21 protein-coding genes and 1 pseudogene are annotated in these 26,435 nt (G+C 61.2%); 15 read left to right on the top strand and 7 right to left on the bottom strand.

Features of this window, described 5'->3' with window-relative positions; genetic code table 11:
- Positions 1–41 precede the first annotated feature (41 nt).
- Positions 42–689 (top strand): peptide-methionine (S)-S-oxide reductase MsrA, encoded by a 648-nt coding sequence (gene msrA, locus ACP7E3_RS26290; protein WP_017849811.1) that lies wholly within the window; start codon positions 42–44, stop codon positions 687–689.
- A 129-nt stretch (positions 690–818) separates the two neighbouring features.
- On the opposite strand, the gene ACP7E3_RS26285 is transcribed toward msrA, so the two are convergent.
- The gene (locus ACP7E3_RS26285; protein ID WP_017849812.1) at positions 819–1,655 is read right to left on the bottom strand and encodes a 23S rRNA (adenine(2030)-N(6))-methyltransferase RlmJ; all 837 of its coding nucleotides are present in this window, start codon (positions 1,653–1,655) and stop codon (positions 819–821) included.
- Positions 1,656–1,906: 251 nt separating this feature from the next.
- On the opposite strand from ACP7E3_RS26285, the gene ACP7E3_RS26280 reads away from it, so the two are divergent.
- The 3 genes from ACP7E3_RS26280 (at position 1,907) to ACP7E3_RS26270 (ending at position 4,810) form a co-directional block, all read left to right on the top strand.
- Positions 1,907–3,184 (top strand): O-acetylhomoserine aminocarboxypropyltransferase/cysteine synthase family protein, encoded by a 1,278-nt coding sequence (locus ACP7E3_RS26280; RefSeq protein WP_017849813.1) that lies wholly within the window; start codon positions 1,907–1,909, stop codon positions 3,182–3,184.
- A gap of 299 nt (positions 3,185–3,483) precedes the next feature.
- Positions 3,484–4,431, top strand: a complete 948-nt coding sequence (locus tag ACP7E3_RS26275) for a hypothetical protein (RefSeq protein ID WP_057003784.1) — start codon at positions 3,484–3,486, stop codon at positions 4,429–4,431.
- Entirely contained in the window at positions 4,421–4,810 is a 390-nt protein-coding gene (locus ACP7E3_RS26270) for a hypothetical protein (protein WP_108526067.1), read from the top strand. Before ACP7E3_RS26275 ends, ACP7E3_RS26270 begins: the two co-directional genes overlap by 11 nt.
- 134 nt (positions 4,811–4,944) lie before the next feature.
- Here ACP7E3_RS26270 and putP read toward each other — a convergent pair whose 3' ends face one another.
- Entirely contained in the window at positions 4,945–6,429 is a 1,485-nt protein-coding gene (gene putP / locus ACP7E3_RS26265) for a sodium/proline symporter PutP (protein WP_046384943.1), read from the bottom strand.
- A gap of 462 nt (positions 6,430–6,891) precedes the next feature.
- Between putP and putA the strand changes: the two genes are divergently transcribed.
- Together putA and ACP7E3_RS26255 are read left to right on the top strand one after the other, a co-directional pair.
- Positions 6,892–10,845, top strand: coding sequence for a trifunctional transcriptional regulator/proline dehydrogenase/L-glutamate gamma-semialdehyde dehydrogenase (putA, locus tag ACP7E3_RS26260; RefSeq protein ID WP_108526065.1), 3,954 nt, complete (start codon positions 6,892–6,894; stop codon positions 10,843–10,845).
- 167 nt (positions 10,846–11,012) lie between these two features.
- On the top strand, positions 11,013–12,815 hold the full coding sequence (locus ACP7E3_RS26255) for an acyl-CoA dehydrogenase (protein WP_261754550.1): 1,803 nt from the start codon (positions 11,013–11,015) through the stop codon (positions 12,813–12,815).
- Here the strand turns inward: ACP7E3_RS26255 and ACP7E3_RS26250 are convergent.
- A complete protein-coding gene (locus ACP7E3_RS26250; RefSeq protein ID WP_017849820.1) occupies positions 12,812–13,105 on the bottom strand; it encodes a cell division protein ZapA in 294 nt (97 codons plus the stop codon). The genes ACP7E3_RS26255 and ACP7E3_RS26250 overlap by 4 nt on opposite strands.
- Entirely contained in the window at positions 13,102–13,332 is a 231-nt protein-coding gene (locus ACP7E3_RS26245; protein ID WP_017849821.1) for a hypothetical protein, read from the bottom strand. Before ACP7E3_RS26245 ends, ACP7E3_RS26250 begins: the two co-directional genes overlap by 4 nt.
- Before the next feature lie 246 nt (positions 13,333–13,578).
- Here ACP7E3_RS26245 and ACP7E3_RS26240 point away from each other — a divergent pair.
- From ACP7E3_RS26240 to selO, 5 genes and pseudogenes are all read left to right on the top strand, one after another.
- Positions 13,579–14,331: pseudogene (locus tag ACP7E3_RS26240) on the top strand (MCP four helix bundle domain-containing protein); the annotation flags it as partial.
- Between the two features lie 30 nt (positions 14,332–14,361).
- Complete coding sequence (locus tag ACP7E3_RS26235) at positions 14,362–15,234, top strand: methyl-accepting chemotaxis protein (RefSeq protein ID WP_371928164.1); 873 nt, start codon at positions 14,362–14,364, stop codon at positions 15,232–15,234.
- Between the two features lie 231 nt (positions 15,235–15,465).
- Positions 15,466–17,208 carry a potassium/proton antiporter gene (locus ACP7E3_RS26230; protein ID WP_046384946.1) on the top strand — a complete coding sequence of 581 codons (1,743 nt, stop codon included), beginning with the start codon at positions 15,466–15,468 and terminating at the stop codon, positions 17,206–17,208.
- A 49-nt stretch (positions 17,209–17,257) separates the two neighbouring features.
- Positions 17,258–20,641: a mechanosensitive channel MscK gene (mscK, locus tag ACP7E3_RS26225; protein WP_046384947.1), complete on the top strand. Its 3,384-nt coding sequence runs from the start codon at positions 17,258–17,260 to the stop codon at positions 20,639–20,641.
- A gap of 48 nt (positions 20,642–20,689) precedes the next feature.
- Positions 20,690–22,153, top strand: coding sequence for a protein adenylyltransferase SelO (gene selO / locus ACP7E3_RS26220; protein ID WP_288075140.1), 1,464 nt, complete (start codon positions 20,690–20,692; stop codon positions 22,151–22,153).
- Between the two features lie 6 nt (positions 22,154–22,159).
- Here the strand turns inward: selO and ACP7E3_RS26215 are convergent, their stop codons facing one another.
- Both ACP7E3_RS26215 and ACP7E3_RS26210 read right to left on the bottom strand, forming a co-directional pair.
- Positions 22,160–22,561: a helix-turn-helix domain-containing protein gene (locus ACP7E3_RS26215; protein WP_017849826.1), complete on the bottom strand. Its 402-nt coding sequence runs from the start codon at positions 22,559–22,561 to the stop codon at positions 22,160–22,162.
- A complete protein-coding gene (locus tag ACP7E3_RS26210) occupies positions 22,558–22,854 on the bottom strand; it encodes a type II toxin-antitoxin system HigB family toxin (RefSeq protein WP_017849827.1) in 297 nt (98 codons plus the stop codon). The genes ACP7E3_RS26215 and ACP7E3_RS26210 overlap by 4 nt, the downstream gene beginning before the upstream one ends.
- A 238-nt stretch (positions 22,855–23,092) precedes the next feature.
- Between ACP7E3_RS26210 and trxC the strand changes: the two genes are divergently transcribed.
- Complete coding sequence (gene trxC / locus ACP7E3_RS26205; protein ID WP_017849828.1) at positions 23,093–23,527, top strand: thioredoxin TrxC; 435 nt, start codon at positions 23,093–23,095, stop codon at positions 23,525–23,527.
- A 41-nt stretch (positions 23,528–23,568) separates the two neighbouring features.
- On the opposite strand, the gene ACP7E3_RS26200 is transcribed toward trxC, so the two are convergent.
- A complete protein-coding gene (locus tag ACP7E3_RS26200) occupies positions 23,569–24,339 on the bottom strand; it encodes a ParA family protein (protein ID WP_017849829.1) in 771 nt (256 codons plus the stop codon).
- A 337-nt stretch (positions 24,340–24,676) separates the two neighbouring features.
- Between ACP7E3_RS26200 and ACP7E3_RS26195 the strand changes: the two genes are divergently transcribed.
- Genes ACP7E3_RS26195 through ACP7E3_RS26185 form a run of 3 tightly spaced genes read left to right on the top strand, consistent with a single transcriptional unit; the run spans position 24,677 to position 26,431 of the window.
- Positions 24,677–25,396, top strand: a complete 720-nt coding sequence (locus tag ACP7E3_RS26195) for a beta-ketoacyl synthase chain length factor (RefSeq protein WP_046384950.1) — start codon at positions 24,677–24,679, stop codon at positions 25,394–25,396.
- Positions 25,372–26,184, top strand: a complete 813-nt coding sequence (locus ACP7E3_RS26190; protein WP_426124860.1) for a lysophospholipid acyltransferase family protein — start codon at positions 25,372–25,374, stop codon at positions 26,182–26,184. Before ACP7E3_RS26195 ends, ACP7E3_RS26190 begins: the two co-directional genes overlap by 25 nt.
- Positions 26,162–26,431 (top strand): phosphopantetheine-binding protein, encoded by a 270-nt coding sequence (locus ACP7E3_RS26185; RefSeq protein WP_046384951.1) that lies wholly within the window; start codon positions 26,162–26,164, stop codon positions 26,429–26,431. Before ACP7E3_RS26190 ends, ACP7E3_RS26185 begins: the two co-directional genes overlap by 23 nt.
- The last annotated feature ends 4 nt before the right edge of the window (positions 26,432–26,435 follow it).

Genomic DNA, 26,435 nt, shown 5'->3' with positions numbered 1-26,435 from the left:
TGATTCTTTACTGTTAACTCAACCTGACGAGAGGACTGCTCATGGTCTTGCGCTCGGAAATTCTGGTGAACAAAAACGTGCTTCCTACTGCAGAACAAGCTTTGCCTGGCCGCGAAACCCCGATGACGCTGCCGGAGACGCACTTCGTCAACGGCAACCCGCTGCTCGGCCCGTTCCTCGACGACGTCGGCTTCGCGATCTTCGGCCTGGGCTGCTTCTGGGGCGCAGAACGCAAATTCTGGCAGCGCGATGGCGTAGTCAGTACCGTGGTCGGTTATGCCGGCGGCTACACGCCGAACCCGACTTACGAAGAAGTCTGCTCGGGCCTGACCGGCCATAGCGAAGTGGTGCTGGTGGTGTATGACCAGGCCAAGGTGAAATACGAAGACTTGCTGAAGATGTTCTGGGAACTGCACAACCCGACCCAGGGCATGCGCCAGGGCAACGACATCGGCAGCCAGTACCGTTCAGTGATCTACGCCACCACGCCGGAGCAATTGGCGGCGGCGCAGGCCAGTGCGCAGGCGTATCAGCAAGAGCTGACCAAGGCTGGCCTGGGCCCCATCACCACGGAAATCGACGAGGCCCCGACGGTGTACTTTGCCGAGGCGTATCACCAGCAGTACCTGGCGAAGAATCCGCAGGGGTATTGCGGGATTGGCGGTACAGGCGTGACCTGCCCGATCTAAAAAAATGTGGGAGGGGCGGTGCGACGGTTCGACTTGCCCCCGATAGCAATGTATCAGGTACAGATGTATGGACTGACACACCGTTATCGGGGGCAAGCCCCCTCCCACATGGGCCTGCGCCAGACTCGGTTACTCAGCAATCAGCCAATCCATCTGCCACCCGCCCTGGGTCTGGCCCAATTGCTTGGACAGCCACGGCAGCAGCTCACGCAACTCCTCTTCCAAGCCCCACGGCGGGTTGGCAATCGCCAGGCCCGAGCCGGTCAGGGTGTTGGGCGTGTCCAACGGATGCACCAGCAATTCGACGCGCAGCAGCTTCGGCGCACCGGTGCCGGCCAGGTCCTGGTAGAAACGGCGCAGCATGCGCTGGTCCTTCACCGGGTACCAGATCGCTGCGACCGTCTGGCGCATGCGGCCGACCGCCTCTTTGAGCGACGCCGCACAGCGCTGCATTTCGTCGAGCTGTTCAAACGGCGGGTCGATCAGCATCAGCGCACGCTTTTCCGGCACCGGCAGCAACGCGCGTGGCACATGCCAGCCTTCGCCCAGGTGAACCTTGACGCGACGATCGCCCTTCATGTTGTCCTTGAGCAGCACGCCGTCTTCCGGGTGCTTTTCATTGAGCAGCACGCGGTCCTGGGGGCGGGTCAGGCGGCGTGCCAGCTCCGGCGAACCGGGGTAGTAGCGCAACTGGCCATCCGGGTTCATCTCGTGCAGCACGCGCATGTAGTCGGCGGTCAATGGCGGCAGATCGCTCTTGCCCCACAGACGGGCGATGCCTTCCAGGTATTCACCGGTGCGGTTGGCCTGATCGCCCTGCAGGTCGTACAGACCGATCCCGGCATGGGTATCGAGGTAGGCGAACGGCTGCTCCTTGCGCGACATCAAGGCGATGAGGCGGGTCAAGGTCAGGTGTTTGAAGACATCGGCGTGGTTGCCGGCGTGAAAGGCGTGACGATAATTCATGGTTGCTCCTGCGCAGGGGGCGAAGTTTACCTGCTACACGGGCAAAGGTGCAGGGCCGCATGCCGGGCGGTCCTTATGCCGCAAAGACAGGCGTCCTTGTGAAAACAATCTAATCCTTACAGCATGTGCGGGCTTGCCCGCGACACAAGCGACGCGGTATTACCTGCACTCCGCGATGATGCCATCGCAGCCAAGCCAGCTCCCACCCTGCCCGGGGGTGCCCTTAAAAACCAAGGAGGTCAACAATAACCATGAAAGACGCCACCATCGCCCTGCACCACGGCTTCAAGTCCGACCCGACCACCAAGGCCGTCGCGGTGCCGATCTACCAGAACGTCGCCTTCGAATTCGATAACGCCCAGCACGGCGCCGACCTGTTCAACCTGGACGTACCCGGCAATATCTACACGCGGATCATGAACCCGACCAACGATGTGCTGGAGCAACGCATGGCCGCGCTCGAAGGCGGTATCGCCGCGCTGGCCGTGTCCGCCGGCAGCGCAGCGATCCACTATGCGATCCAGACCCTGACCCGCGCCGGTGACAACATCGTCACCACGCCGCAGCTCTATGGCGGCACCTACACCCTGTTCGCCCACCTGCTGCCGAGCTTTGGCGTCGATGTGCGCTTCGCCCGCGACGATTCCGCCGCCGCCATCGCCGAACTGATCGATGACAACACCAAACTGGTCTACTGCGAGAGCATCGGCAACCCGGCGGGCAACATCATCGACCTGCAAGCCCTCGCCGACGTGGCCCACGCCCGTGGCGTACCGCTGATGGTGGACAACACCGTGGCCACGCCGATCCTGTGCAAACCGATCCAGTTCGGTGCCGATATCGTGGTGCATTCGGTGACCAAATACGTTGGCGGCCATGGCAACTCCCTGGGCGGCGTGATTGTCGACAGCGGCACGTTCCCGTGGGCGAAATACGCGGAAAAATTCCCCGGCCTCAACCAGCCCGAACCGGCTTACCACGGCGTGGTCTACACCGAAAAATTCGGCCCCGCCGCCTTCATCGCACGCGCCCGCACCGTACCGCTGCGCAACACCGGCGCAGCGCTGGCGCCGATGAACGCCTTCCTGCTGCTGCAAGGCCTGGAAACCCTGGCCCTGCGCATGGAACGCCACACCGAGAATGCCTTGAAGGTCGCGCAGTTCCTGCAAGATCACGCCGAAGTCGAATGGGTCAGCTACGCCGGGCTGCCCGATCATCCGCACCACGCACTCGCGCAGAAATACATGCAGGGCAAACCGTCGGCGATCCTGTCGTTTGGTCTGAAGGGCGGTTACGAAGCCGGTGTACGCTTCTACGACGCCCTGCAAATCTTCAAACGCCTGGTGAACATCGGCGACGCCAAATCCCTGGCCTGCCACCCGGCGTCCACCACCCATCGCCAGATGAACGAGCAGGAACAGGCCAAGGCCGGCGTGAAGCCGGAGATGATTCGCCTGTCGGTGGGGATCGAGGCGATTGAAGACTTGATCGAGGATCTGCAACAGGCGCTGGCTGCAACACACGCCTGAGGCCAGATAAGCGACCCGCGCGCCATGGCTAACATCTGCATGGCGCGTGAAGCAGGCGACCTTGTGCCGCAAGGTCGTCGGCGCAAAGGCAGTGAACATTCACGCCTCTGTCGGAAACCTGGCGCAACTCAGTAGCCCTTTTCCCAAAAGCAAAAAACCACCGAAAAATCCCCCGCCAAAACCACGACACCGCTCGAATCGCTATTTAAATTGCGCAGCCATGCTCATTCAAAAAGGACTGTTTTCATGGCAAGCAGCGACCGCCCTTCGAACCGATCACCATGGCTGGGGAGTCGCTAATGCCTCAGCCCTATGCCTTCATCAATGACCGCCAACAAACCTCGGTGGAGCTCAAGGCAAGTTTGCACTTGAACCCATACGCCGAAGCCAAGTTCGACACCCTCAATACTCACATCCGCAATGTTGTCGTACTGCCGGGACAGTTAGTGATCATCGGTGACGAAAGCACTGCGATCTGCACCCCGCAAGAGTCACACTTGATGCGAGCTGCCTGGGATATTCGGCATAGCGTGATGGCCGAAGGCGGGGATGCTTTTGCACTGCACAACTATGACTTGCTGAAAAAACTGCTGGGCTACGCTTCGCTGGGGATAGGCACGGCGGGTGATGCCTGGAGTCGACACTTGCAAAACATTGCAAAGACTCTCGAAGAAATTGATGCACTGCACAAACAATTCCTGCGCCGGGGAGGCGGTGCTACGCGAGATGAGTTCCTCGCTCGACGCCAAACCCTGTTTGCCAAACTGGACGCGCAAATGCGTAGTTTTGCGCGCTACGGCACAGGGCTACGCAATGAAGGTTCGATCAAAAAAATGCTGGGAATCTCGACCAAGAGCTATTTGCACAGCGGAGAGATAAAGAGGTACAGCGAAACGATTGCGCGGGTTTCGAAGACGGCAAAGCTGCTGAAAAAAGGCACGCCGCTGGGCATCGCGTTGAGTACGACTGCAACGGCGTTGGAGATCAAGGAGGCGTGTTCCACTGGAAGAGAGGAGCACTGCAGGAAAGCGAAGTATGTAGAGGCAGGTAAATTGACCTTCGGTGTAGCAGGAGGAATCCTTGGAGGTCAGATCGGAATGGGCTTGTGTGTCGCCGTAATGGCTCCTACAACCGGGCCATTCGCCTTGAGCTGTCTTTTGATAGCCGGCGGAGTCGGAGGCGCTGTTTTCGGGCACTGGGGTGGTGAAATTGGCGCTACGGCTGGAGAGGTTCTGTATGAATATTGAGTACTTCCTCAATCTCCCCACGAAAGACCAAATAGCACTTGGGTCAGCGGCCGCAATGCTCATAGCGGTTATTCTCGATCTATTTCTGGCCTATCGGAAATTAGAGGTGATGGAGCGCTATTTGGATCAGTGCAGCCTCTTGAGCACGTACAAACATCTTTTGAGCAACTCCTTACGTGGAAGATTGGGCAGGCTATGCGTGGTCTACGTGGCAATCGCTCTGCCGCGATGGAATGCAAAACGTGGCGTCGTTGATTTACAGCAGGTGGAGGCGTTTCCGAGCTGCCTAAAACTTGCTCTTCACGGGACAGCCCTGATCGGACTAGTCGGAGTTGCAGGCGCGATGATCTTTCATTTCCGTGATCAATTGAACGTATAAGCACCCGATTGCAGGGGCCAGATTTTGTTTGGTCGCTATCTACTTTGCTTAAGCACCAGAAGGAAAAACGGCCCGCTATCCAAAAGATAGCGAGCCGTTTTCTTCAACACATCAGGCGCATAACGCCCGAGGTTTTATTTGTTGAGGTTGTAGTCTTTCTCGGCAGCATCAAAGCGCTCAACCATACCCGCAGTCGGCGCGCCCAGCTTGCTGACGATGTAGATCGCCAGGCTGGCGAAGATGAAGCCTGGGATGATTTCGTACAGGCCCAGCAATTCGAAATGCTTCCACACGATCACGGTGATCGCGCCGACCAGAATGCCAGCCAGTGCGCCATTGCGGGTCATCTGCTTCCAGATCACCGAGATCAGCACCACAGGGCCGAACGCGGCGCCGAAGCCGGCCCAGGCGTAGCTCACCAGGCCCAATACGCGGTTATTCGGGTTGGCGGCCAGGCCGATGGCGATCACGGCCACCAGCAGCACCATGGCGCGGCCGACCCACACTAGCTCAACCTGGGAAGCGTTCTTGCGCAGGAAGGTCTTGTAGAAGTCCTCGGTCAGGGCGCTGGAGCACACCAGCAATTGGCAGCTCAAAGTGCTCATGACCGCCGCCAGAATCGCCGACAGCAGAACGCCAGCAATCCATGGGTTGAACAGCAGCTTGGCCAGCTCGATAAACACGCGCTCGTGGTTCTCGGTCACGGGGCCGGCCACTTCCGGGTGCGCCGAGAAGTAGGCGATGCCGAAGAAGCCCACGGCCACGGTGCCGCCCAGGCACAGGATCATCCAGGTCATGGAGATGCGACGCGCCTTGGCGATCGACTTCACCGAATCCGCCGCCATGAAGCGCGCGAGGATGTGCGGCTGGCCGAAGTAACCCAGGCCCCAGCCCATCAGCGAGATGATGCCGATGAAGCTGGTGTTTTTCAGCATGTTGAAGTTGTCGGGGTTCTTCGCTTCGATCGCCAGGAACGTGGTATCGATACCGCCGGTGGCCAGCAGCACGATGATCGGCGTCAGGATCAGCGCGAAGATCATCAGGGTGGCTTGTACGGTGTCGGTCCAGCTCACGGCCAGGAAACCACCGACAAAGGTGTAGGCAATCGTCGCCGCCGCGCCGGCCCACAGCGCAGTCTCGTAGGACATGCCGAAGGTGCTTTCGAACAGGCGGGCACCGGCCACGATGCCGGAAGCGCAATAGATGGTGAAGAACACCAGGATCACTACTGCGGAGATGATCCGCAGCAGGCCGCTTTTATCTTCGAAACGGCTGGAAAAGTAATCCGGCAGCGTCAGGGCGTCGCCGTTGTGCTCGGTCTGCACGCGCAGGCGACCGGCCACGAACAGCCAGTTGAGGTACGCACCGACGATCAGGCCGATGGCGATCCAGCTTTCCGACAGGCCGGACATGTAGATCGCGCCCGGCAGGCCCATCAACAACCAGCCGCTCATGTCGGAAGCACCGGCTGACAAGGCAGTCACCACGCTACCGAGGCTGCGACCGCCCAGGATGTAATCGGAAAGGTTGTTGGTGGAGCGATAGGCCATGAAGCCGATCAGCACCATTGCTGCGATGTAGATCACGAACGTGATCAGGGTTGGATTACTAACGCTCATAGAAGTGACGCCCTGGCTTTGTTTTTATGTAGCGGCGGTCTGTCAGACGGCCACCCACTGATCCAGTGAGTAAACGTAGCTGCATCGCGCGCATTTATGACTGACGTTTCCCCAGGAAAGCCGTCAGCCGATGAACCACACCATACGGGTGGTTGCACCTTGGCCGCGAATGCTATTCAACAAAGCAAATAAGGTGCAACCAGTTTCTCGCGAATAAGTTGCACCTCGATGTGTTTTACAGAAAACACCGCGTTTTTGCTCCTTTTCGGAGCAAGAACAGCCGATCTCAGAAGCAAATGCACCAAAGTGCAGCGGATTCGGTCGAGTGTCGATTTTTTCCCGATGGAACGGCGAAAAATTCATGCATAAAAAGGGTTGCACCCGGTTGCACCCCTTCCAGACCGAAGCTAATCTTGCCGCCAGCTGATGCCACTCGGTAGTGGCACCCATGAGGATAAGAAAATGGCTACAACCACCCTTGGGGTCAAACTCGACGACCCGACCCGCGAGCGCCTGAAGGCGGCCGCGACCTCCATTGATCGCACGCCGCACTGGCTGATCAAGCAGGCGATTTTCAATTACCTGGAGAAACTCGAGGGTGGTGCAACCCTGACCGAGCTCAATGGCTTGAGCAGCAAGGAGGCCGATGACGCCGGCGAGGTCCAGGCCGACCACGCCCATCAGTGCTTCCTCGAGTTCGCCGAGAGCATCCTGCCGCAATCCGTACTGCGCGCCTCGATCACCGCCGCTTACCGCCGCCCGGAGCCGGAAGTGGTGCCGATGCTGATCGAACAGGCTCGCCTGCCGGCCCAGATGGCCGAAGCCACGAATAAGCTGGCCGCGTCGATTGCAGAAAAACTGCGCAATCAGAAGAGCGCCGGCGGCCGTGCCGGCATCGTCCAGGGTTTGCTGCAGGAATTCTCCCTGTCGTCCCAGGAAGGCGTGGCACTGATGTGCCTGGCCGAAGCGCTGCTGCGCATCCCCGACAAAGGCACCCGCGACGCACTGATCCGCGACAAGATCAGCACCGGTAACTGGCAACCGCACCTGGGCAACAGCCCGTCGCTGTTCGTCAACGCGGCCACCTGGGGCCTGCTGCTGACCGGCAAACTGGTCGCCACCCACAACGAAGCAGGCCTGACCTCATCCCTGAGCCGCATCATCGGCAAGAGCGGCGAGCCGATGATCCGCAAGGGCGTCGACATGGCCATGCGCCTGATGGGCGAGCAGTTCGTCACCGGCGAAACCATCGCCGAAGCCCTGGCCAATGCGAGCAAGTTCGAAGCCAAGGGTTTCCGCTATTCCTACGACATGCTCGGTGAAGCCGCACTCACCGAACACGATGCGCAGAAGTACCTCGCCTCTTACGAACAAGCCATTCATTCCATCGGCAAAGCCTCGAACGGCCGTGGGATTTATGAAGGCCCGGGCATTTCCATCAAGCTGTCGGCCCTGCACCCACGTTACAGCCGTGCCCAGTACGAACGGGTGATGGACGAGCTGTACCCGCGCTTGCTGTCCCTGACCCTGCTGGCCAAGCAATACGACATCGGCCTGAACATCGATGCCGAAGAAGCCGACCGCCTGGAACTGTCCCTGGACCTGCTCGAACGCCTGTGCTTCGAGCCGCAACTGAGCGGCTGGAACGGCATCGGTTTCGTGATCCAGGCCTACCAGAAGCGCTGCCCGTATGTGATCGACTACGTCATCGACCTGGCGCGCCGCAGCCGCCACCGCCTGATGATCCGCCTGGTAAAAGGCGCGTACTGGGACAGCGAAATCAAGCGCGCCCAGGTCGAAGGCCTGGAAGGCTACCCGGTCTACACCCGCAAGGTTTATACCGACGTGTCCTACATTGCCTGCGCACGCAAACTGCTGTCGGTGCCGGAAGTCATCTACCCGCAGTTCGCCACGCATAACGCCCACACCCTGTCGGCTATCTACCATATCGCCGGTCAGAACTATTACCCCGGCCAGTACGAGTTCCAATGCCTGCACGGCATGGGCGAACCGCTCTACGAACAGGTCGTCGGCAAAGTGGCCGAGGGCAAGCTGAACCGTCCGTGCCGCGTGTACGCCCCGGTCGGCACCCACGAAACCCTGCTGGCCTACCTGGTGCGTCGCCTGTTGGAAAACGGCGCCAACACCTCGTTCGTCAACCGCATTGCCGACCAGTCCATCTCGATCCAGGAGCTGGTGGCCGATCCAGTGGCCAGCATCGAGCAAATGGCGACGCTGGAAGGCGGCTTCGGCCTGCCGCACCCGCGTATTCCACTGCCGCGTGACCTGTACGGCAGCGACCGCGCCAACTCGGCCGGTATCGACCTGGCCAACGAACACCGCTTGGCGTCGCTGTCTTGCGCCTTGCTGGCCACCGCGCACAACCACTGGAAAGCCGCGCCGATGCTGGGTTGCGCCACCAGCAATGAAGCCGCTGCGCCGGTGCTGAACCCGTCCGACCTGCGTGATGTGGTCGGCCACGTACAGGAAGCCACCGTCGATGACGTCGACAACGCGATCCAGTGCGCCATCAACGCCGGCCCGATCTGGCAGGCGACCCCGCCCGCCGAGCGCGCCGCGATCCTTGAACGCGCCGCCGACCTGATGGAAGGCGAGATCCAGCCGCTGATGGGCCTGCTGGCCCGCGAAGCCGGCAAGACCTTCGCCAACGCCATCGCCGAAGTGCGCGAAGCTGTGGATTTCCTGCGTTACTACGCGGTGCAGGCGCGTCACGATTTCACCAACGACGCCCACCGCCCATTGGGCCCGGTGGTCTGCATCAGCCCGTGGAACTTCCCGCTGGCGATTTTCAGTGGGCAAGTCGCCGCCGCACTGGCCGCCGGCAACCCGGTATTGGCCAAGCCTGCCGAGCAAACCCCGCTGGTGGCCGCACAAGCGGTACGTATCCTGCTCGAAGCCGGTATTCCGGAAGGCGTGCTGCAACTGCTGCCGGGCCAGGGCGAAACCGTTGGTGCGCGCCTGGTCGGCGATGATCGCGTCAAAGGCGTGATGTTCACCGGTTCCACCGAAGTCGCGCGCCTGCTGCAACGCAATGTCGCCGGACGCCTGGATGCCCAGGGCCGACCGATCCCGCTGATCGCCGAAACCGGTGGCCAGAACGCGATGATCGTCGACTCCTCGGCCCTGACCGAACAAGTGGTCATCGACGTGGTGTCGTCGGCCTTCGACAGCGCCGGCCAGCGTTGCTCGGCCCTGCGTGTACTGTGCCTGCAGGAAGATTCTGCAGACCGCGTCATCGAAATGCTCAAGGGCGCCATGGCTGAATGCCGTTTGGGCAACCCGGAGCGCCTGTCGGTGGATATCGGCCCGGTGATCGACGCCGAAGCCAAGGCCGGCATCGAGAAACACATCCAGGCCATGCGCGACAAAGGCCGCGCGGTGTACCAAGTGGCGATCGCCGACGGCGAAGAGATCAAGCGCGGCACCTTCGTGATGCCCACCCTGATCGAGCTGGAAAGCTTCGACGAGCTGCAACGGGAGATCTTCGGCCCGGTGCTGCACGTGGTGCGCTACAAGCGCAAGGAGATCGACCAGTTGATCGGCCAGATCAACGCTTCCGGCTACGGCCTGACCCTGGGCGTACACACGCGCATCGACGAGACCATCGCCAAGGTGATCGACAACGTTCATGCCGGCAACGTCTACGTCAACCGCAACATTGTCGGGGCGGTGGTCGGCGTGCAGCCGTTTGGCGGCGAAGGTTTGTCGGGCACCGGCCCGAAAGCCGGTGGTCCGCTGTACCTGTACCGCCTGCTGTCGACGCGTCCTACCGATGCGATCGAGCAGTCCTTCGTTCGCGGCGATGCATTGTCCGCACCGGATGTGCGCTTGCGCGACGCCATGAGCCAACCGCTGACCGCTTTGAAAGCCTGGGCCGACAGCCACACGCTCAGCGACCTGAGCGCGCTGTGCAGCCGGTTCGCCACGCAATCGCAAAGCGGTATCACCCGCCTGTTGGCCGGCCCGACCGGCGAGCGCAACAGCTACGCCATCCTGCCCCGCGAGCACGTACTGTGCCTGGCAGAAGTAGAAGGTGACCTGCTGACCCAACTGGCGGCGGTATTAGCCGTCGGCGGTTCGGCGGTATGGCCGGAAACCGAGCTGACCAAAGCCTTGTTCCCACGCCTGCCGAAAGAGATTCAGGCGAAGATCAAGCGCGTGGCCGACTGGACCAAGGACGATGTGCTGTTCGACGCAGTCCTGCACCACGGCGATTCCGATCAACTGCGCGCGGTTTGCCAGCAAGTGGCCCAGCGTGGCGGGGCGATTGTCGGGGTACATGGCTTGTCCCAAGGCGAGACGGCAATTGCCCTGGAGCGTCTGGTGATCGAGCGTGCGCTGAGCGTCAACACCGCAGCGGCGGGCGGTAACGCCAGCCTGATGACCATCGGCTAACTGCCGAAACGCGGTAAACATGTGGGAGGGGCTTGCCCCCTCCCACATTTTGGCTGTATTTCAATTCCTCGTCCGCGTTCTGCCCCTCCATCACCCAGATCAATCTTGCTATCCAGCCTTTATTCGCGCACTTAGACTCAGGCTCCTTCCCACACAGGTAAGCCGCCATGTCCGAGACGCTCCTCAGTTCCCGCAATCTGGCTTTCGAGCTGTACGAAGTCCTCGATGCCGAGGGCCTGACCCAGCGCGAGCGGTTTGCCGAACATAATCGCGAAACCTTCGACGCGGCCATCAGTACCGCCCGCACCATCGCCGAAAAGTACTTCGCACCGCATAACCGCAAAAACGACGAAAACGAACCGCGCTACGAGGACGGCAAGGCCATCCTGATCCCGGAAGTCAAACCGGCCGTGGACGCCTTCCTGGAAGCCGGCTTCCTCAATGCCGCGCGCAGTTTCGAAGCCGGCGGCATGCAGTTGCCGACATTGCTGTCCCAGGCCTGCTTCGCGCACTTCCAGGCGGCCAACGCGGCGTCAACGTCCTACCCGTTCCTGACCATGGGCGCCGCCAACCTGATCGAAAGTTTCGGCACCGAGGAGCAGAAGCAACGCTTCCTGCAGCCGATGATCGAGGGCCGCTTCTTCGGCACCATGGCCCTGACCGAGCCGCATGCCGGCTCGTCGCTGTCGGACATTCGTACCCGCGCAGAGCCTGCGGCGGACGGCAGCTATCGGCTCAAGGGCAACAAGATCTTTATCTCCGGCGGCGACCACCCGCTGTCGGAAAACATCGTGCATATGGTGCTGGCCAAACTGCCGGACGCGCCGGCCGGGGTGAAGGGCATTTCGCTGTTTATCGTGCCCAAATTCCTGGTCAACGACGATGGCAGCCTGGGTGAGCGCAACGATGTGCTGCTGGCCGGGCTGTTTCACAAGATGGGTTGGCGCGGCACCACGTCCACGGCGCTGAATTTCGGCGATAACGGGCACTGTGTCGGCTATCTGGTGGGCAAACCGCACCAGGGCCTGAGCTGCATGTTCCAGATGATGAACGAAGCGCGCATCGGCGTCGGCATGGGCGCGGTGATGCTCGGTTACGCCGGCTACCTGTATTCCCTGGAATACGCCCGCGAACGCCCGCAAGGCCGCCTGCCGGACAGCAAAGACCCGAGTACCGCGCCGGTGTCGATCATCCAGCACGCCGATATCAAGCGCATGTTGCTGACCCAGAAAGCCTACGTCGAAGGCGCCTTCGACCTCGGCCTGTTTGCCGCGCGCCTGTTCGACGACACCACCACCCTGGCAACCGACGTCGAACGCAAGCACGCTCACGAACTGCTCGACCTGCTGACGCCGATCGTCAAATCCTGGCCCTCGGAGTTCTGCCTCAAGGCCAACGAGCTGGCGATCCAGATCCTCGGCGGCCACGGCTACACCCGCGAATACCCGGTGGAACAGTATTACCGCGACAACCGCCTCAACCCGATCCATGAAGGCACCCACGGTATCCAGTCCCTCGACCTGCTGGGGCGCAAGCTCGCGCAGAACGGCGGCGCGGGCCTGAAGCAACTGATTCGGTTGATCGCCGAAACAGGCGCGCGGGCGCAGCAATATCCATCGCTGAAGGCCATGAGAGAACCGCTGGAACAGTTGGTGGCGCGCCTGCAAAGCGTGACGATCGGCCTGCTGACGGATCTCGCCCAAGGCAAGGTCAACAGCAGCCTGGCGAATTCGGCGCTGTACCTGAAGGTGTTCGGGCACACAGTGATTGGCTGGCGCTGGCTGGAGCAGGCGATTCGCGCCGAAGAAGGCCTGGCCAAGGGCAATGCGGCGGACACCGCGTTCTATAAAGGCAAGCTCCAGGCGGCCCGCTACTTCCTGACCTGGGAAGTACCGGGCTGCCATCATGAACTGGCAATACTGGAGGCCCGCGACGATACGTGCCTCGGCATGCAGGATGAGTGGTTCTAAGGCTGTCCGATAGCCTTGGAAATCACCTCGACCGTGGCGCTGACTTGCTCTTGGTAACGGTCGAGTTCCTGCTGGTGACGCTGTTGCATTTCGATCTGCTCGGCGCACAGGTTCAGCGCGGCCAGTACCAATAGCTTGTCACCGATCAGGGTCGGGTACTTTTTCTTGGTGGTGGCCAGGGAGGCCTTGAGCAGGGTCACGGCGTGCATCAGGGTTTGATCTTCCCCGGCCGGAGCCTTGATCGAGTAATCCTCTCCGAGAATCGAAACGACCTTTATCCCTTCGTTCATGCGCTGACAGGCCCTGCGCTCACACGCTCAACCAACGCCTGGATACGCGCAGCGGTGGCGCCGTTCTTTTCTTCCTGTTCCATCAGGTTCAATTGCAGGCTGTCGTTCTCATCCTTGGCGCGGGCCAATTGCGCCTTGAGGGATTCATTGGTGCCCAACAGGTCTTGATTCTGCTGTACCAGGTCGCTGACCAGTTGTTCCAGCTGGCTGAGGGATGCTTCTAACATTTTGATTTCCTGGGCTTTTTAAAAGGGCGGTGACGATAAAGAAAATTCGCCTCGGATGCCAGGGTTATCCCCGGCGCGCAGCCCGATTGTTAAGGGCCGGGCCGCACTTTCGAGCCTTAGTGACTGCATTTCCCCCATCTGGTTCCTGAATCGACCCGGCCCCTCGTCAGATGCGATAAAAACACACGCCACTTTAGACTTTAGTCGTACTGCCGATAGGTAATACTCACCCTGTCTCATAGCCGCATGGATCGCGCTTCTTCCCAGGACTCCCGCATGTCTCTTCGTAATATGAATATCGCGCCGCGCGCGTTCCTAGGCTTCGCGTTGATTGGTGCACTCATGTTGTTTCTCGGTGTGTTCGCCCTGAACCAAATGAGCAAAATCCGCGCGGCGGCAGAAGACATCACGCTGTCCAGCGTGCCGAGTATTCGCGCCCTCGATGAGTTCACCCAGCTGACATTGCGCCTGCGGGTGCTGTCATACCGCTTGCTGACCAACCGCGGGCCAGACGTGCAGCAAAAAACCCTGGAAACCATCGAACAGCGCAACCAGCAGATTCGGACCGCCCAGGGCATCTACGAAAAACTCATCGACAGCAGCGAAGAACGCGCGGCCTACGACGAATACGTGCGCCTGCTAGCCCAGTACCATCAGATCGAAGAGCGCATGAAGAGCATGTCGCGGGCCAATCAGGTCGACGAGCTGCGCGAGTTGCTCAACAGCGAGTTGCTGAGCAACGCCGAGCAGACCAACGCCGTGCTGGCGCGCCTGGCGGACATCAACAACAAGATGGCCCTGACCACCAATCAGCAGGCCAAAGACCAATACAACCTGGCCTTCGACCTGGTGGTTGGGCTGCTGGTCATCGCCACGACGCTGACCCTGTTGTTCGCCTGGCTGCTGACCCGCAGCATCACCCTGCCGATCGCCCAGGCCCTGGACGCGGCTGAAGAAATCGCCGAAGGCAACCTGACACGCCCGATCAAGGTCGATGGCCACGACGAAGCCGGCCGCCTGCTGGCTGCCATGGCCAAGATGCAGGACAAGCTGCGCGACACCCTGCAACGCATCGCCGGCTCGGCCACTCAGTTGGCTTCTGCCGCCGAAGAGCTTAACGCCGTGACCGACGAAAGCGCCCGTGGCCTGACCCAACAAAACAACGAAATCGAACAGGCCGCCACCGCGGTCAACGAGATGACCAGCGCCGTCGAGGAAGTCGCGCGCAATGCGGTGAGCACCTCCGAGGCCTCGCGCAACGCCACCACCTCCGCCGGTGACGGCCGCGACCTGGTGCAGGAAACCGTCAGCGCCATCGAGCGCATGAGCGGCGACGTGCAAGCCACCGCGACGCTAATCGGCGACCTGGCCAATGAGTCGCGCGACATCGGCAAGGTGCTCGACGTGATTCGTGGCCTTGCCGACCAGACCAACCTGCTGGCCCTGAACGCGGCGATTGAAGCCGCACGCGCCGGGGAAGCCGGCCGTGGCTTTGCCGTAGTGGCCGACGAAGTGCGTGCGCTGGCGCATCGCACCCAGCAGTCGACCAGCGAGATCGAACGGATGATCGGCAGTATCCAGGCCGGCACCGAGCATGCCGTGGATTCGATGCGCAACAGCACCGAGCGCGCGGAATCGACGCTGAACATCGCCAAAGGCGCGGGGATGTCGCTGGATACGATCAACACGGCGATTGTCGAGATCAATGAACGCAACCTGGTGATCGCCAGCGCGGCGGAGGAACAGGCGCAGGTGGCACGGGAAGTGGACCGCAACCTGGTGAACATTCGTGATCTGTCGGTGCAATCGGCAACCGGCGCCGGCCAGACCAGTGCCGCGAGCAGCGAGTTGTCGCGCCTGGCGGTGGACTTGAACGGGATGGTCGGGCGGTTTCGCCTCTAAGAATGTGGGAGGGGCGGTGCGACGATTCGACTTGCCCCCGATTGCGATTTGTCAGCTAGCTTATCTACAGCTGACCCACCGCAATCGGGGGCAAGCCCCCTCCCACATTTAGATCGGCGCCCGCCGCTAAAACCTTTTTGACAGCGCGGCAATTCAACAGGTTAGAATCGCTGGCACGCAGACTGCATGGTCAGAATGCGTCCGTCTTATTTTGCCCATGGAGTACTGCCTTTGAATGCGACCACCATCAACAGCCTGTTCTTGATCGGCGCGTTGCTGGTGAGTGCGAGCATTCTGGTGAGCTCTCTTTCGTCCCGCCTGGGCATTCCGATCCTGGTGATCATCCTGGCCGTGGGCATGGTCGCCGGCGTCGACGGCGGCGGCATCATCTTCGATAACTACCCGACCGCCTACCTGGTGGGCAACCTCGCCCTGGCCGTGATCCTGCTCGACGGCGGCTTGCGCACCCGGGTGGCGAGTTTTCGCGTGGCACTCTGGCCGGCGTTGTCGCTGGCCACGGTGGGGGTGTTGATTACCACCGGTCTCACTGGCATGGCCGCGGCCTGGCTGTTTGACCTCAACATCATTCAAGGCTTGCTGATCGGCGCGATTGTCGGCTCCACCGACGCCGCCGCGGTGTTCTCGCTGCTCGGCGGCAAGGGGCTCAACGAACGGGTCTCCGCCAGCCTGGAAATCGAATCCGGCAGCAACGACCCGATGGCGGTGTTCCTCACCGTCACCCTGATCGACATGCTCGCCAGCGGCCAGACCGGCCTGCACTGGAACCTGCTGTTGCACCTGGTGCGCGAGTTCGGCATCGGCGGCCTCATCGGCCTGGGCGGCGGCTGGCTGATGCTGCAGATGGTCAACCGCATCAACCTGGCCAACGGCCTGTACCCGATCCTGGTGATCGCCGGCGGCCTGTTCGTCTTCGCCCTGACCAACGCCCTGCACGGCAGCGGCTTCCTCGCCGTGTACCTGTGCGGCCTGGTGATCGGCAACCGCCCGGTGCGCAGCCGTCATGGCATTTTGCATATGCTCGACGGCATGGCCTGGCTCGCCCAGATCGGCATGTTCCTGGTGCTGGGCCTGCTGGTCACGCCCCACGACCTGCTGCCGATTGCGCTGCCCGCCCTGGGCCTGGCGCTGTGGATGATCCTGTTTGCGCGGCCGCTGTCGGTGATGGTCGGCCTGCTGCCGTTCAAGGCGTTCCACGGCCGCGAAAAAGCCTTTATCGCCTGGGTCGGCCTGCGCGGCGCGGTGCCGATCATTCTTGCGGTGTTCCCGCTGATGGCCGGCCTGCCCCATGCACAGCTGTACTTCAACCTGGCGTTCTTTATCGTGCTGGTCTCGCTGCTGGTGCAAGGCACCAGCCTGCCGTGGGTGGCCAAGCTGCTGAAAGTGACCGTGCCACCGGAGCCGGCGCCGATTTCCCGCGCCGCCCTGGAAGTTCACGTCACCAGTGAGTGGGAACTGTTCGTCTACCGCCTGGGCGCGGAAAAATGGTGCATCGGCGCAGCCCTGCGCGAGCTGAAAATGCCCGAAGGCACGCGTATCGCTGCACTGTTCCGTGGCCAGCAACTGCTCCATCCGTCGGGTAGTACGGTGCTGGAAGCCGACGATCTGCTCTGCGTGATCGGTCACGAACACAACCTGCCGGCCCTGGGCAAACTGTTCAGCCAGGCGCCGCAACGCGGCTTGGATTTGCGCTTCTTCGGCGACTTCATCCTCGAAGGCGACGCCCAACTGGGCGCAGTCTCGGCGCTGTACGGCCTGCAGCTCGAAGGCATCGACCCGGACATGCCACTGAGCCACTTCATCACCCAGAAAGTCGGCGGCGCGCCGGTGGTCGGCGACCAGGTGGAGTGGAACAACACGATCTGGACCGTCGCAGTCATGGACGGGAACAAGATTGGCAAAGTCGGCGTCAGATTCCCCGAAGGAAGTCGCCCGGGCCCCGGACTCTTCCTCTAAACTGCGGGGCAATACTGCCCCGATTCTTCACCTTGCTCGACCGGTCTCTATGCCAACCCTGCGCACTTTTCTCGCCACTGCCCTGCTGGGCCTGACCCTTTGTGTCGGCAGCGTATACGCCGCCGACCCGCCCAGCGCCGACGCTATCCAGCAAACCCTGGACAAGCTGCCCGACCGCAAGCTGCCCGACGCCGACATGAAGGCGCTGCAGGCGATCCTGCAGCAGACGCTGACTCACCTGGGCAACAAGCAGGATTACGAGCAGCGCCTGGTCGATCTCAAGCGCCAGTTGCAAGACGCCCCGCGCCAGACCAGCGAAAACCAGCGCGAACTGACCCGGCTCAAGGCCACCAAAGTCGTCCCGGTGGCCCAGCGCTACGCCACCTTGCCGGTGCCGCAACTGGAACAACTGCTGGTGCAGCGCACCACCCAGCAAGGCGACCTGCAAAAAGACCTGGCCGACGCCAACAGCCTGACCATCGCCGCCCAGACCCGCCCCGAGCGCGCGCAGACCGAAATCAGCAGCAGCCAGACGCGCATCCAGCAGATCAACGCGACCCTCAAGGCCGGCAAGGACAATGGCAAAACCCTCAGCGCCGACCAACGCAACCAGTTGAACGCCGAACTGGCGTCGCTCAATGCCCTGATCCCACTGCGCCGCCAGGAACTGGCCGGCAACAGCCAACTGCAAGACCTGGGCAACAGCCAGCATGACCTGGTGGTGGAAAAAACCGCGCGCCTGGAACAAGAGATCCAGGACCTGCAAACCCTGATCAACCAGAAACGCCTGGCCCAGTCCCAACAGACGGTGACCCAACAGTCCATCGAAGCGCAGAAAGCCGGCAGCAGCAGCCTGTTGGCCACGGAAAGCGCGGCCAACCTGAAGCTGTCCGACTACCTGCTCAAAAGCACCGACCGCCTCAACGACCTGACCCAGAAGAACCTGCAGACCAAGCAGCAACTGGACACCGTGACCCAGAGCGACTCGGCGCTGGACGAACAGATCAACGTGCTCAAGGGCAGCCTGCTGCTGTCGAAGATTCTGTACAAACAGAAACAGGCCTTGCCGCGCCTCACGGTCGACCGCAACCTCGCCGACGACATCGCCAACATTCGCCTGTACCAGTTCGAGGTCAACCAGCAGCGCGAACTGATCAGCTCGCCCAGCACCTATGTGGATAACCTGCTGGCCAACCAGCCGCCGGATGAGGTCACCCCGCAATTGCGGCGCACTCTGCTGGAACTGGCGATCACCCGCAGCGACCTGCTCGAGCGCCTGAGCCGCGAGCTGAGCGCGCTGCTCAATGAATCGATCACCCTGCAACTGAACCAGAAACAACTGCTGAGCACCGCCACCACCCTGCGTGCGACCCTCGATGAGCAGATGTTCTGGATTCCCAGCAACAAGCCGCTGGACACCGAGTGGCTGGAAACCGTCCCGGATCACCTGAGCAAGCAAGTCACCTCCCTGCCCTGGGCCTCCAGCGTCAGCGAACTGTACGACGGCCTGACCCAGCGCCCGCTGCTGTTCCTGCCGTTGCTGCTGTTGATCGGCGCACTGTTGTGGCGGCGCAATGCCTTGTACGCGCGGCTGAAAAAGGTTCACATGGACATCGGCCACTTCAAGCGTGACAGCCAATGGCACACGCCCCAGGCGATCCTGGTGAATATCCTGCTGGCCATGCCCGTGGCCTTGGGCCTGGCGTTATGCGGTTATGCGTTGCAGATCGACGCCCGCGGGCAAAACGCCAACCTGGGTGCCGCGCTGTTGCAGATCGCCCAGGCGTGGTTGGTGTTCTACACCGCCTACCGAATCCTCGCGCCAGGCGGCGTCGCCGAATTGCACTTCCGCTGGGAACGACCGCAGGTCGCATTCCTGCAAGGTTGGGTACGCAAGCTCGGGCTGGTGGTGCTGGCGCTGGTGGCCGTGGTGGCCATTGCCGAGCACCAGCCGGCAGCCCTGGCCGACGACGTGCTGGGCATCGGCGTGGTGCTGACCTGCTATGCGCTGATGGCCTGGCTGCTGGGTCGCCTGCTGTTGCACAGCACGACCCACGAGAAAGCCTCACTGTTCCGCAAAACCGCGGGCCTGTTGTTTACCGCGCTGCCCATCGCACTGTTTATCGCCGTGTGCTTCGGCTATTACTACACCGCGCTGAAGCTCAGCGACCGGTTGATCAACACCCTGTACCTGTTGATGTTCTGGCTGGTGATCGAAGCCACATTCGCCCGCGGCCTGGGCGTCGCCGCCCGGCGCCTGGCCTATTCGCGGGCATTGGCAAAACGCCAGGCCGCCAAGGAAGCCGGCGAAGGCGAAGCGGTGATCGAAGAGCCGACCCTGGACATCGAACAGGTCAACGAACAATCCATGCGCCTGATCCGCCTGGCCCTGCTCGGCGGCTTCATCGCGGCGCTGTACTGGGTGTGGTCGGACCTGATCTCGGTGTTCTCCTACCTCGACAACGTCACCCTCTACGAATACACCAGCGGCACCGGGGCCAATATCAGCATGGTGCCGATCAGCATCGGCGACATGCTCGGCGCGCTGATCATCATCGGCATCACCTTCGCCCTGGCGCGCAACCTGCCCGGCTTGCTGGAAGTGCTGGTGCTGTCCAAGCTGGACCTGGCCCAGGGCAGCGCCTACGCCACCACCACGTTGCTGTCCTACGTGATTGCCGGCGTGGGGTTTGTGGCGACCCTATCGACCCTCGGCGTGAGCTGGGACAAGTTGCAATGGCTGGTGGCGGCGCTGTCGGTGGGCCTGGGCTTCGGTATGCAGGAGATCTTCGCCAACTTTATCTCCGGCATCATGATCCTGTTCGAGCGCCCGGTGCGGATCGGCGACACCATCACCATCGGCAACCTGTCGGGCACGGTGAGCAAGATCCGCATCCGCGCCACCACCATCACCGACTTCGACCGCAAGGACATCATTGTCCCGAACAAGACGTTCATCACCGGGCAACTGATCAACTGGTCGCTGACCGACACCATCACCCGGGTCACCCTCAAGCTCGGCGTGGACTACGGCTCCGACCTCGACCTGGTGAAAGCCCTGCTGCTCCAGGCCGCGCGCGAAAACCCGCGGGTGCTGAAAGAACCCGAACCCCACGTGTACTTCCTCAACTTCGGCGAAAGCACCCTCGACCACGAACTGCGCATGCACGTGCGCGACCTCGGTGACCGCAACCCGGTGATCGACGAGGTGAACCGTTTTATCAACCGCGAGTTCAAGAACAACCACATCAACATCTCGTTCCGGCAGATGGAGGTTTACCTGAAGAACCTGCACGGCCAGGAGTACAAGCTGGTGCCGGTAGAAGACGAAAAACGCACCATCGCCAACCCGGCAGAGACGCACGACGCACCGGAACCGCCGCCGGGCAAAGTGGTGGACGCCCCCGAGCCGCCACCCTCCAAGCTCGACTAAAACGCCTATCCCCAGCAGAATGCTCGGACATTCTGCTGGAGATGGCCGGTGAAAGCCCTCGACGAACTGACCTTCGACAATCGCTTCGCACGCCTGGGCGACGCGTTCTCAACCCACGTCCTGCCCGAGCCCCTCGACGAACCGCGCCTGGTCGTGGCGAGCGACGCCGCCATGGCCCTGCTCGACCTCGACCCAGCCGTGGCCGAAACGCCAGTGTTCGCCGAACTGTTCGGCGGCCACAAGCTGTGGGCCGAAGCCGAACCGCGGGCGATGGTGTATTCCGGGCATCAGTTCGGCTCCTACAACCCGCAGTTGGGCGATGGCCGTGGCTTGCTGCTCGGCGAGGTGTATAACCGCGCCGGCGAACACTGGGACTTGCACCTCAAGGGCGCCGGGCAGACGCCGTACTCGCGGATGGGCGATGGCCGCGCCGTGCTGCGCTCTTCGATTCGGGAGTTTCTGGCATCAGAAGCCCTGCACGCATTGAACATCCCTAGCAGCCGGGCGCTGTGTGTGATCGGCTCGAGCACGCCGGTTTGGCGCGAGAAGCAGGAACGCGGGGCGATGGTGTTGCGCTTGGCCCGTAGCCATGTCCGCTTCGGCCATTTCGAGTACTTCTACTACACCCAGAAGCCCGAGCAGCAGGCGGCACTGGCCGAGCACGTGTTGAAGCTGCACTTTCCCGAGTGCCGGGAACAGCCCGAACCGTACCTGGCGATGTTCCGCGAAGTCGTCGAACGCAACGCCGCACTGATCGCCAAATGGCAGGCCTATGGCTTCTGCCACGGGGTGATGAACACCGACAACATGTCGATCCTCGGCATCACCTTCGATTTCGGACCGTTTGCGTTTCTCGACGATTTTGACGCGCACTTCGTCTGCAACCATTCCGATCATGAAGGGCGCTACTCCTTCAGCAATCAAGTGCCGATCGGGCAGTGGAACCTCAGCGCGCTGGCGCAGGCGCTCACACCGTTTATCAGCGTCGACGCCTTGAAGGAAACCCTCGGCCTGTACCTGCCGCTGTACCAGGCGCACTACCTGGACCTGATGCGCCGCCGCCTGGGGCTGACCAGCGCCGAAGACGATGACCAGAAACTGCTGGAGCGCCTGCTGCAATTGATGCAGAACAGCGGCGTGGACTACACGCTGTTCTTCCGCCGCCTGGGCGATGAACCGGCCGCGCTCGCAGTGGCGCGGTTGCGCGACGAGTTTGTCGACAGGAACGGCTTCGATGCCTGGGCGGATGCGTACAAGGCCCGCGTGGCGCGTGATGGCGAGTACAGCGAAGAACAGCGCCGAGCACGGATGCATGCGGTCAACCCGCTGTACATCCTGCGCAACTACCTCGCACAGAACGCTATCACCGCCGCCGAGTCTGGGGATTACAGCGAAGTGCGGCGGCTGCATGAGGTGTTGCGCAAACCGTTCGAGGAGCAGGCCGGGATGGAGCAGTATGCGCAGCGGCCGCCGGATTGGGGCAAGCATTTGGAGATCAGTTGTTCTTCGTAGAGTCGGCTAGATGAACGTCTCCACGGAAACCCCAAAGCGTTCGGCCAACCATTTAATCTGTCGCAGATTGAGCTTACGCTTACCGCTCAGAATCTCGGAAACGACTGACTGTGTGCCTAAGCCTGGCAGATCACTTTGATTCAAGCCGTGTTCGCGCATCATCGCGCGCAACACGTCAACACCACTGACGATGGGCATCGGACGATGCTCGTGATCGTAGGCTTCGATCCAGTCACTGAGAATATCCACCAAACTCATAAGCGGATTTGATTCGTCCTCCCCGACCAAATCCAGCAACTCGTCGAGGGCAGCAACCAGTGCATCGTAATCCGCCTCGTTTTTTGGCTTGCGCAGTAATGGTGAAACAAATTGCCAATGTTCAGCGGCGAGCTGAATGAGTGCGCTCATCTGATTGTCTCCTTCCACTTGTCTTGTTCGTATTCGCGGTGATCGAGCAGATGCTTGATGTAAATTCGTTGTGCTGGGTACCGCACGAAAGCAATTAACCTCAGTTTATTGCCACCGATGTCGAACACATGGAACTGCCCGACTTTATCCGTCGCAGGAAAAATGCCTTTCATTGACGCGAAATCTCCTGGGCTATTGCGCTTTATCCGTCGGTACCACTCATCCAAAGCACTCGCTGAGCGCGGCCACTTTTCCTTTGCTTCCCAGATCCTTTTCTCACTAATCACTCGCATGCAACATCCTTATCGCATCTTGCTATGAAGGTTAAACCCGAACTCAAACTATCGCAATTTGCTATAACCGCAAACAGACAGATGGCGGAAAACAGAACGCGCTCCAACAGCCTAGATAAGCGGCTTCACATCGACATGGCAGAAACTGTGAACGGATGAGTCACCGCTCCCACGCCTTGATAAACCCCAGACCTGACTCCAAATAGGATCTATTGGCCAGTCTCAAAGGAGCGCCACCATGTCCAACCCTCTCGTCATTCCCTGCCCGCACTGCAACGGCCTCAATCGCATCCCCGGCGAACGCCTGGGCGATGCGCCGAAGTGCGGGCGCTGCAAGCAGCCGGTGCTGCTGAACAAACCTTTTGAACTGAAACAGGGCGACTACGCCAGCCAGATCAAGGGCGACCTGCCGTTGCTGGTGGATGTGTGGGCCGATTGGTGTGGGCCGTGCAAGTCGTTCGCACCCATCTTCGAGCAGGCCGCTGCGCAGTTGGAAGGCAAGTGCCGGTTGGCCAAGCTGGACAGCGAGGCCAATCAGCAGTTGTCGGCGCAGTTGGGGATTCGCTCGATTCCCAGCTTGATTCTGTTCAAGAACGGCCGCGAAGTGGCGCGTCAGAGTGGGGCGTTTCCGTTACCGCAGTTGATGAGCTGGTTGCGTAGCCAAGGGGTGTAACTCGACCTTGAGCACAACGCAGGCCAGTGTGGTGCTTTGGGTCAGGCGTTTTCCAGCAGGTTATGCAACTCCACAAACTGCTGCGTCAGCTTGTGCCGTGGGTCCAGGTGGATCAGCGGTTTGTTCTGCTGGTGCGACTCACGCATGCGTACCGAACTCGCCAGGTACACCGGCAGCACCGGCAAGCCTTCGGCAATCAACTCATCGAGCATCTGCTGCGGCAAGCTCGCTCGCGCCTGGAACTGGTTGACCACGATGCCTTCGACTTCCAGGCCTTCGTTGTGGTCTTCCTTCAATTCTTCGATTTCCGCCAGCAGGCCATACAGCGCCTGGCGCGAGAAACTGTCGCAATCGAAGGGGATCAACACACGATCAGCAGCAATCAGCGCCGAAACCGCATAAAAATTCAACGCTGGCGGGGTATCCAGGTAAATCCGGTCGTAGTCTTCGCTCAGTTCATCCAGCAGCTTTCGCAGCTTGTTGATCTTGTGCTTGGCTTCGAGCTTGGGCTGCAAGTCCGCCAGCTCAGCGGTGGCGGTGATCACGTGCAGGTTGTCGAAGGGCGTTTCGTAGATATCCACCCGGTTTTTCTTGGCGAACGGCCCCGAAGACAGGGTTTGCTTGAAGAACTCGGCAATACCCATCGGTATATCGTCGCCGGTCAGCCCGGTGAGGTACTGAGTAGAGTTGGCTTGTGCATCGAGGTCCACCAACAGGGTTCGATAACCTTCACTGGCGCTGACCGCCGCCAGGTTGCAGGCGATGCTGGACTTGCCAACCCCGCCTTTTTGATTGAACACCACGCGCCGCATGGAAAAACCTCCGTGTACCAATGAATGCCCGAGTGTAGAGGGCAAAAGCGCCGGTTAGCTACCTCGTTCATCCATGCACTGCTGCATTAATGGTCAGGGCTAGCATCTAACGTACAAATGAAAAGGAACAGTCCGACAATCCAGCTCGGTTCTCAGTGAAGGACAATCTGTAAATCTTCCCCAGCAAATTGTAATCGGCCGTGAACAAATATTTACCAAAGTTTGCTAGAACCCCACAGCACCGGGATAATGCGCGCCATTCGGCTGCTGCTCCCTGTCCCGGTATTCGGGGCCAGTGGCCGCGCATGGAAGCCCGCAGGGGCGGGATATCTTCTCAGTGATCAATTTCAATATCAGCCAATGGCGCGCCTGGGCTCCGGGCCTCGAAAGTGCGGACGACTGGCGCGCCTGGTGCCAGGCGCCAGTGTTGCTACCCGCCAGCGAAGCCTCCCCCGACGTCTCGTTTTTACCGGCCATGCAGCGCCGCCGCCTGAGCCGTCTGGCGCGCATGGCTTTCAGCGTGGGCTGGCCGCTGGCCGAGGGCCTGCAAGACCTGCCGCTGGTGTTCGTTTCCCGCCACGGCGAAACCCCGCGCACCCTCGACATCCTCAGCGACCTGGCCAACGATCAGCCGCTGTCGCCGACTCAGTTCAGCCTGTCGGTGCATAACGCGGTGATTGGCCTGTGGTCGATCCTGCGCAATGAAACCAGCGAAATGACCGCCCTCGCCGCCGCCGGCGATGGCCTGGAACACGGCATGCTCGAAGCAGCGGCCCTGCTCAACGAAGGCGCCCCGGCGGTATTGCTGGTGATCAGCGAGGAACAGCCCCCCGAGGCCTACGCCAACTGGATCCACGACGTGCCCTTCCCCTACGCCCTCGGCCTGTTACTGACGCCGGGCGACGAGTGGCAACTGGAACTGCGCACCGGCACGGTCCAACACACTCACACCCAGTGGCCTCATGCCCTGAACCTGCTACGCACCCTGTTGACCGAACAGGGCGCCTGCCAACACGCCTGGAAGAACCGCGTATGGAACTGGCAACGCAAGCCCTGAACGACAAGCCACGGGACGCCTACTACTGGCGCCTGTTCGCCACCGCCGCCAGCTTCGCGCTGTTTGGCGTCGGCGGGCTGTGCCTGCGCTTACTGGTATTTCCGTTGCTCAATTGCCTGCCGGGGACTGCCAAGCAGCACCAACGGCGCGCGCGGCATACCATCAGTCGCCTGTTCTGGTTGTTCATTCGGTGGATGCAGCGCCTGGGCATTCTCACGTTCAGCGTCGACGGCGTCGACAAACTCGGGCGCCCCGGCCAGATGATCGTCGCCAACCACCCGTCACTGATCGACGTGGTGTTCCTGATCGGCCTGATGCGCCAGACCAACTGCGTGGTCAAGCAGAGCCTGTTTCAAAACCCGTTCACCCGTGGGCCGGTGCGCGATGCCGGCTACATCAGCAATGACGGCAGCGCGGACATGCTCGACGCCGCCGCCGATGCGCTGCGCGAAGGTCAGACCCTGATCATCTTTCCAGAAGGCACCCGCACCACACCCGGCGCGGCGCCTGCCTTTCATCGCGGCGGCGCCGCGATTGCGTTGCGTGGTGCGACAATCATCACCCCCGTGGTAATCAAGGTCAGCCCGACCACCCTGACCAAGGCCGAACCCTGGTATCGCATTCCCAAACGCCGCTTTCACTTCAGTTTACGGGTGGGTGCCGATATAGAACCACAAGCGTTCGCCGCACTCGGCCCCGCGCCCCAGGCCTCACGCAAGCTCAACGATTACCTGCATCACTATTTTATTAAGGAGCTCGCCGAAGATGAGCAACTCAAACAGCCTTGAGCACGACATAAAGACGCTGATCATCGAGGCCCTGGGCCTGGAAGACATCAGCGTCGACGACATCAACAGCGACCAAACCCTGTTCGGCGAAGGCCTGGGCCTGGACTCAGTCGACGCCCTGGAACTGGGCCTGGCGATCCAGAAAAAGTACGGCTTCAAGATCGATGCCGACGCCAAGGACACCCGCAATCACTTCACCAACGTGGCCAGCCTTGCGGCGTTCGTCACGGCCAAACAGGCAGCTTGAGACC

Source organism: Pseudomonas sp. PSPC2-3, from assembly GCF_049898265.1.
Classification (GTDB): domain Bacteria; phylum Pseudomonadota; class Gammaproteobacteria; order Pseudomonadales; family Pseudomonadaceae; genus Aquipseudomonas; species Aquipseudomonas veronii.
This window is presented reverse-complemented; position numbering and strand designations above follow the sequence as displayed.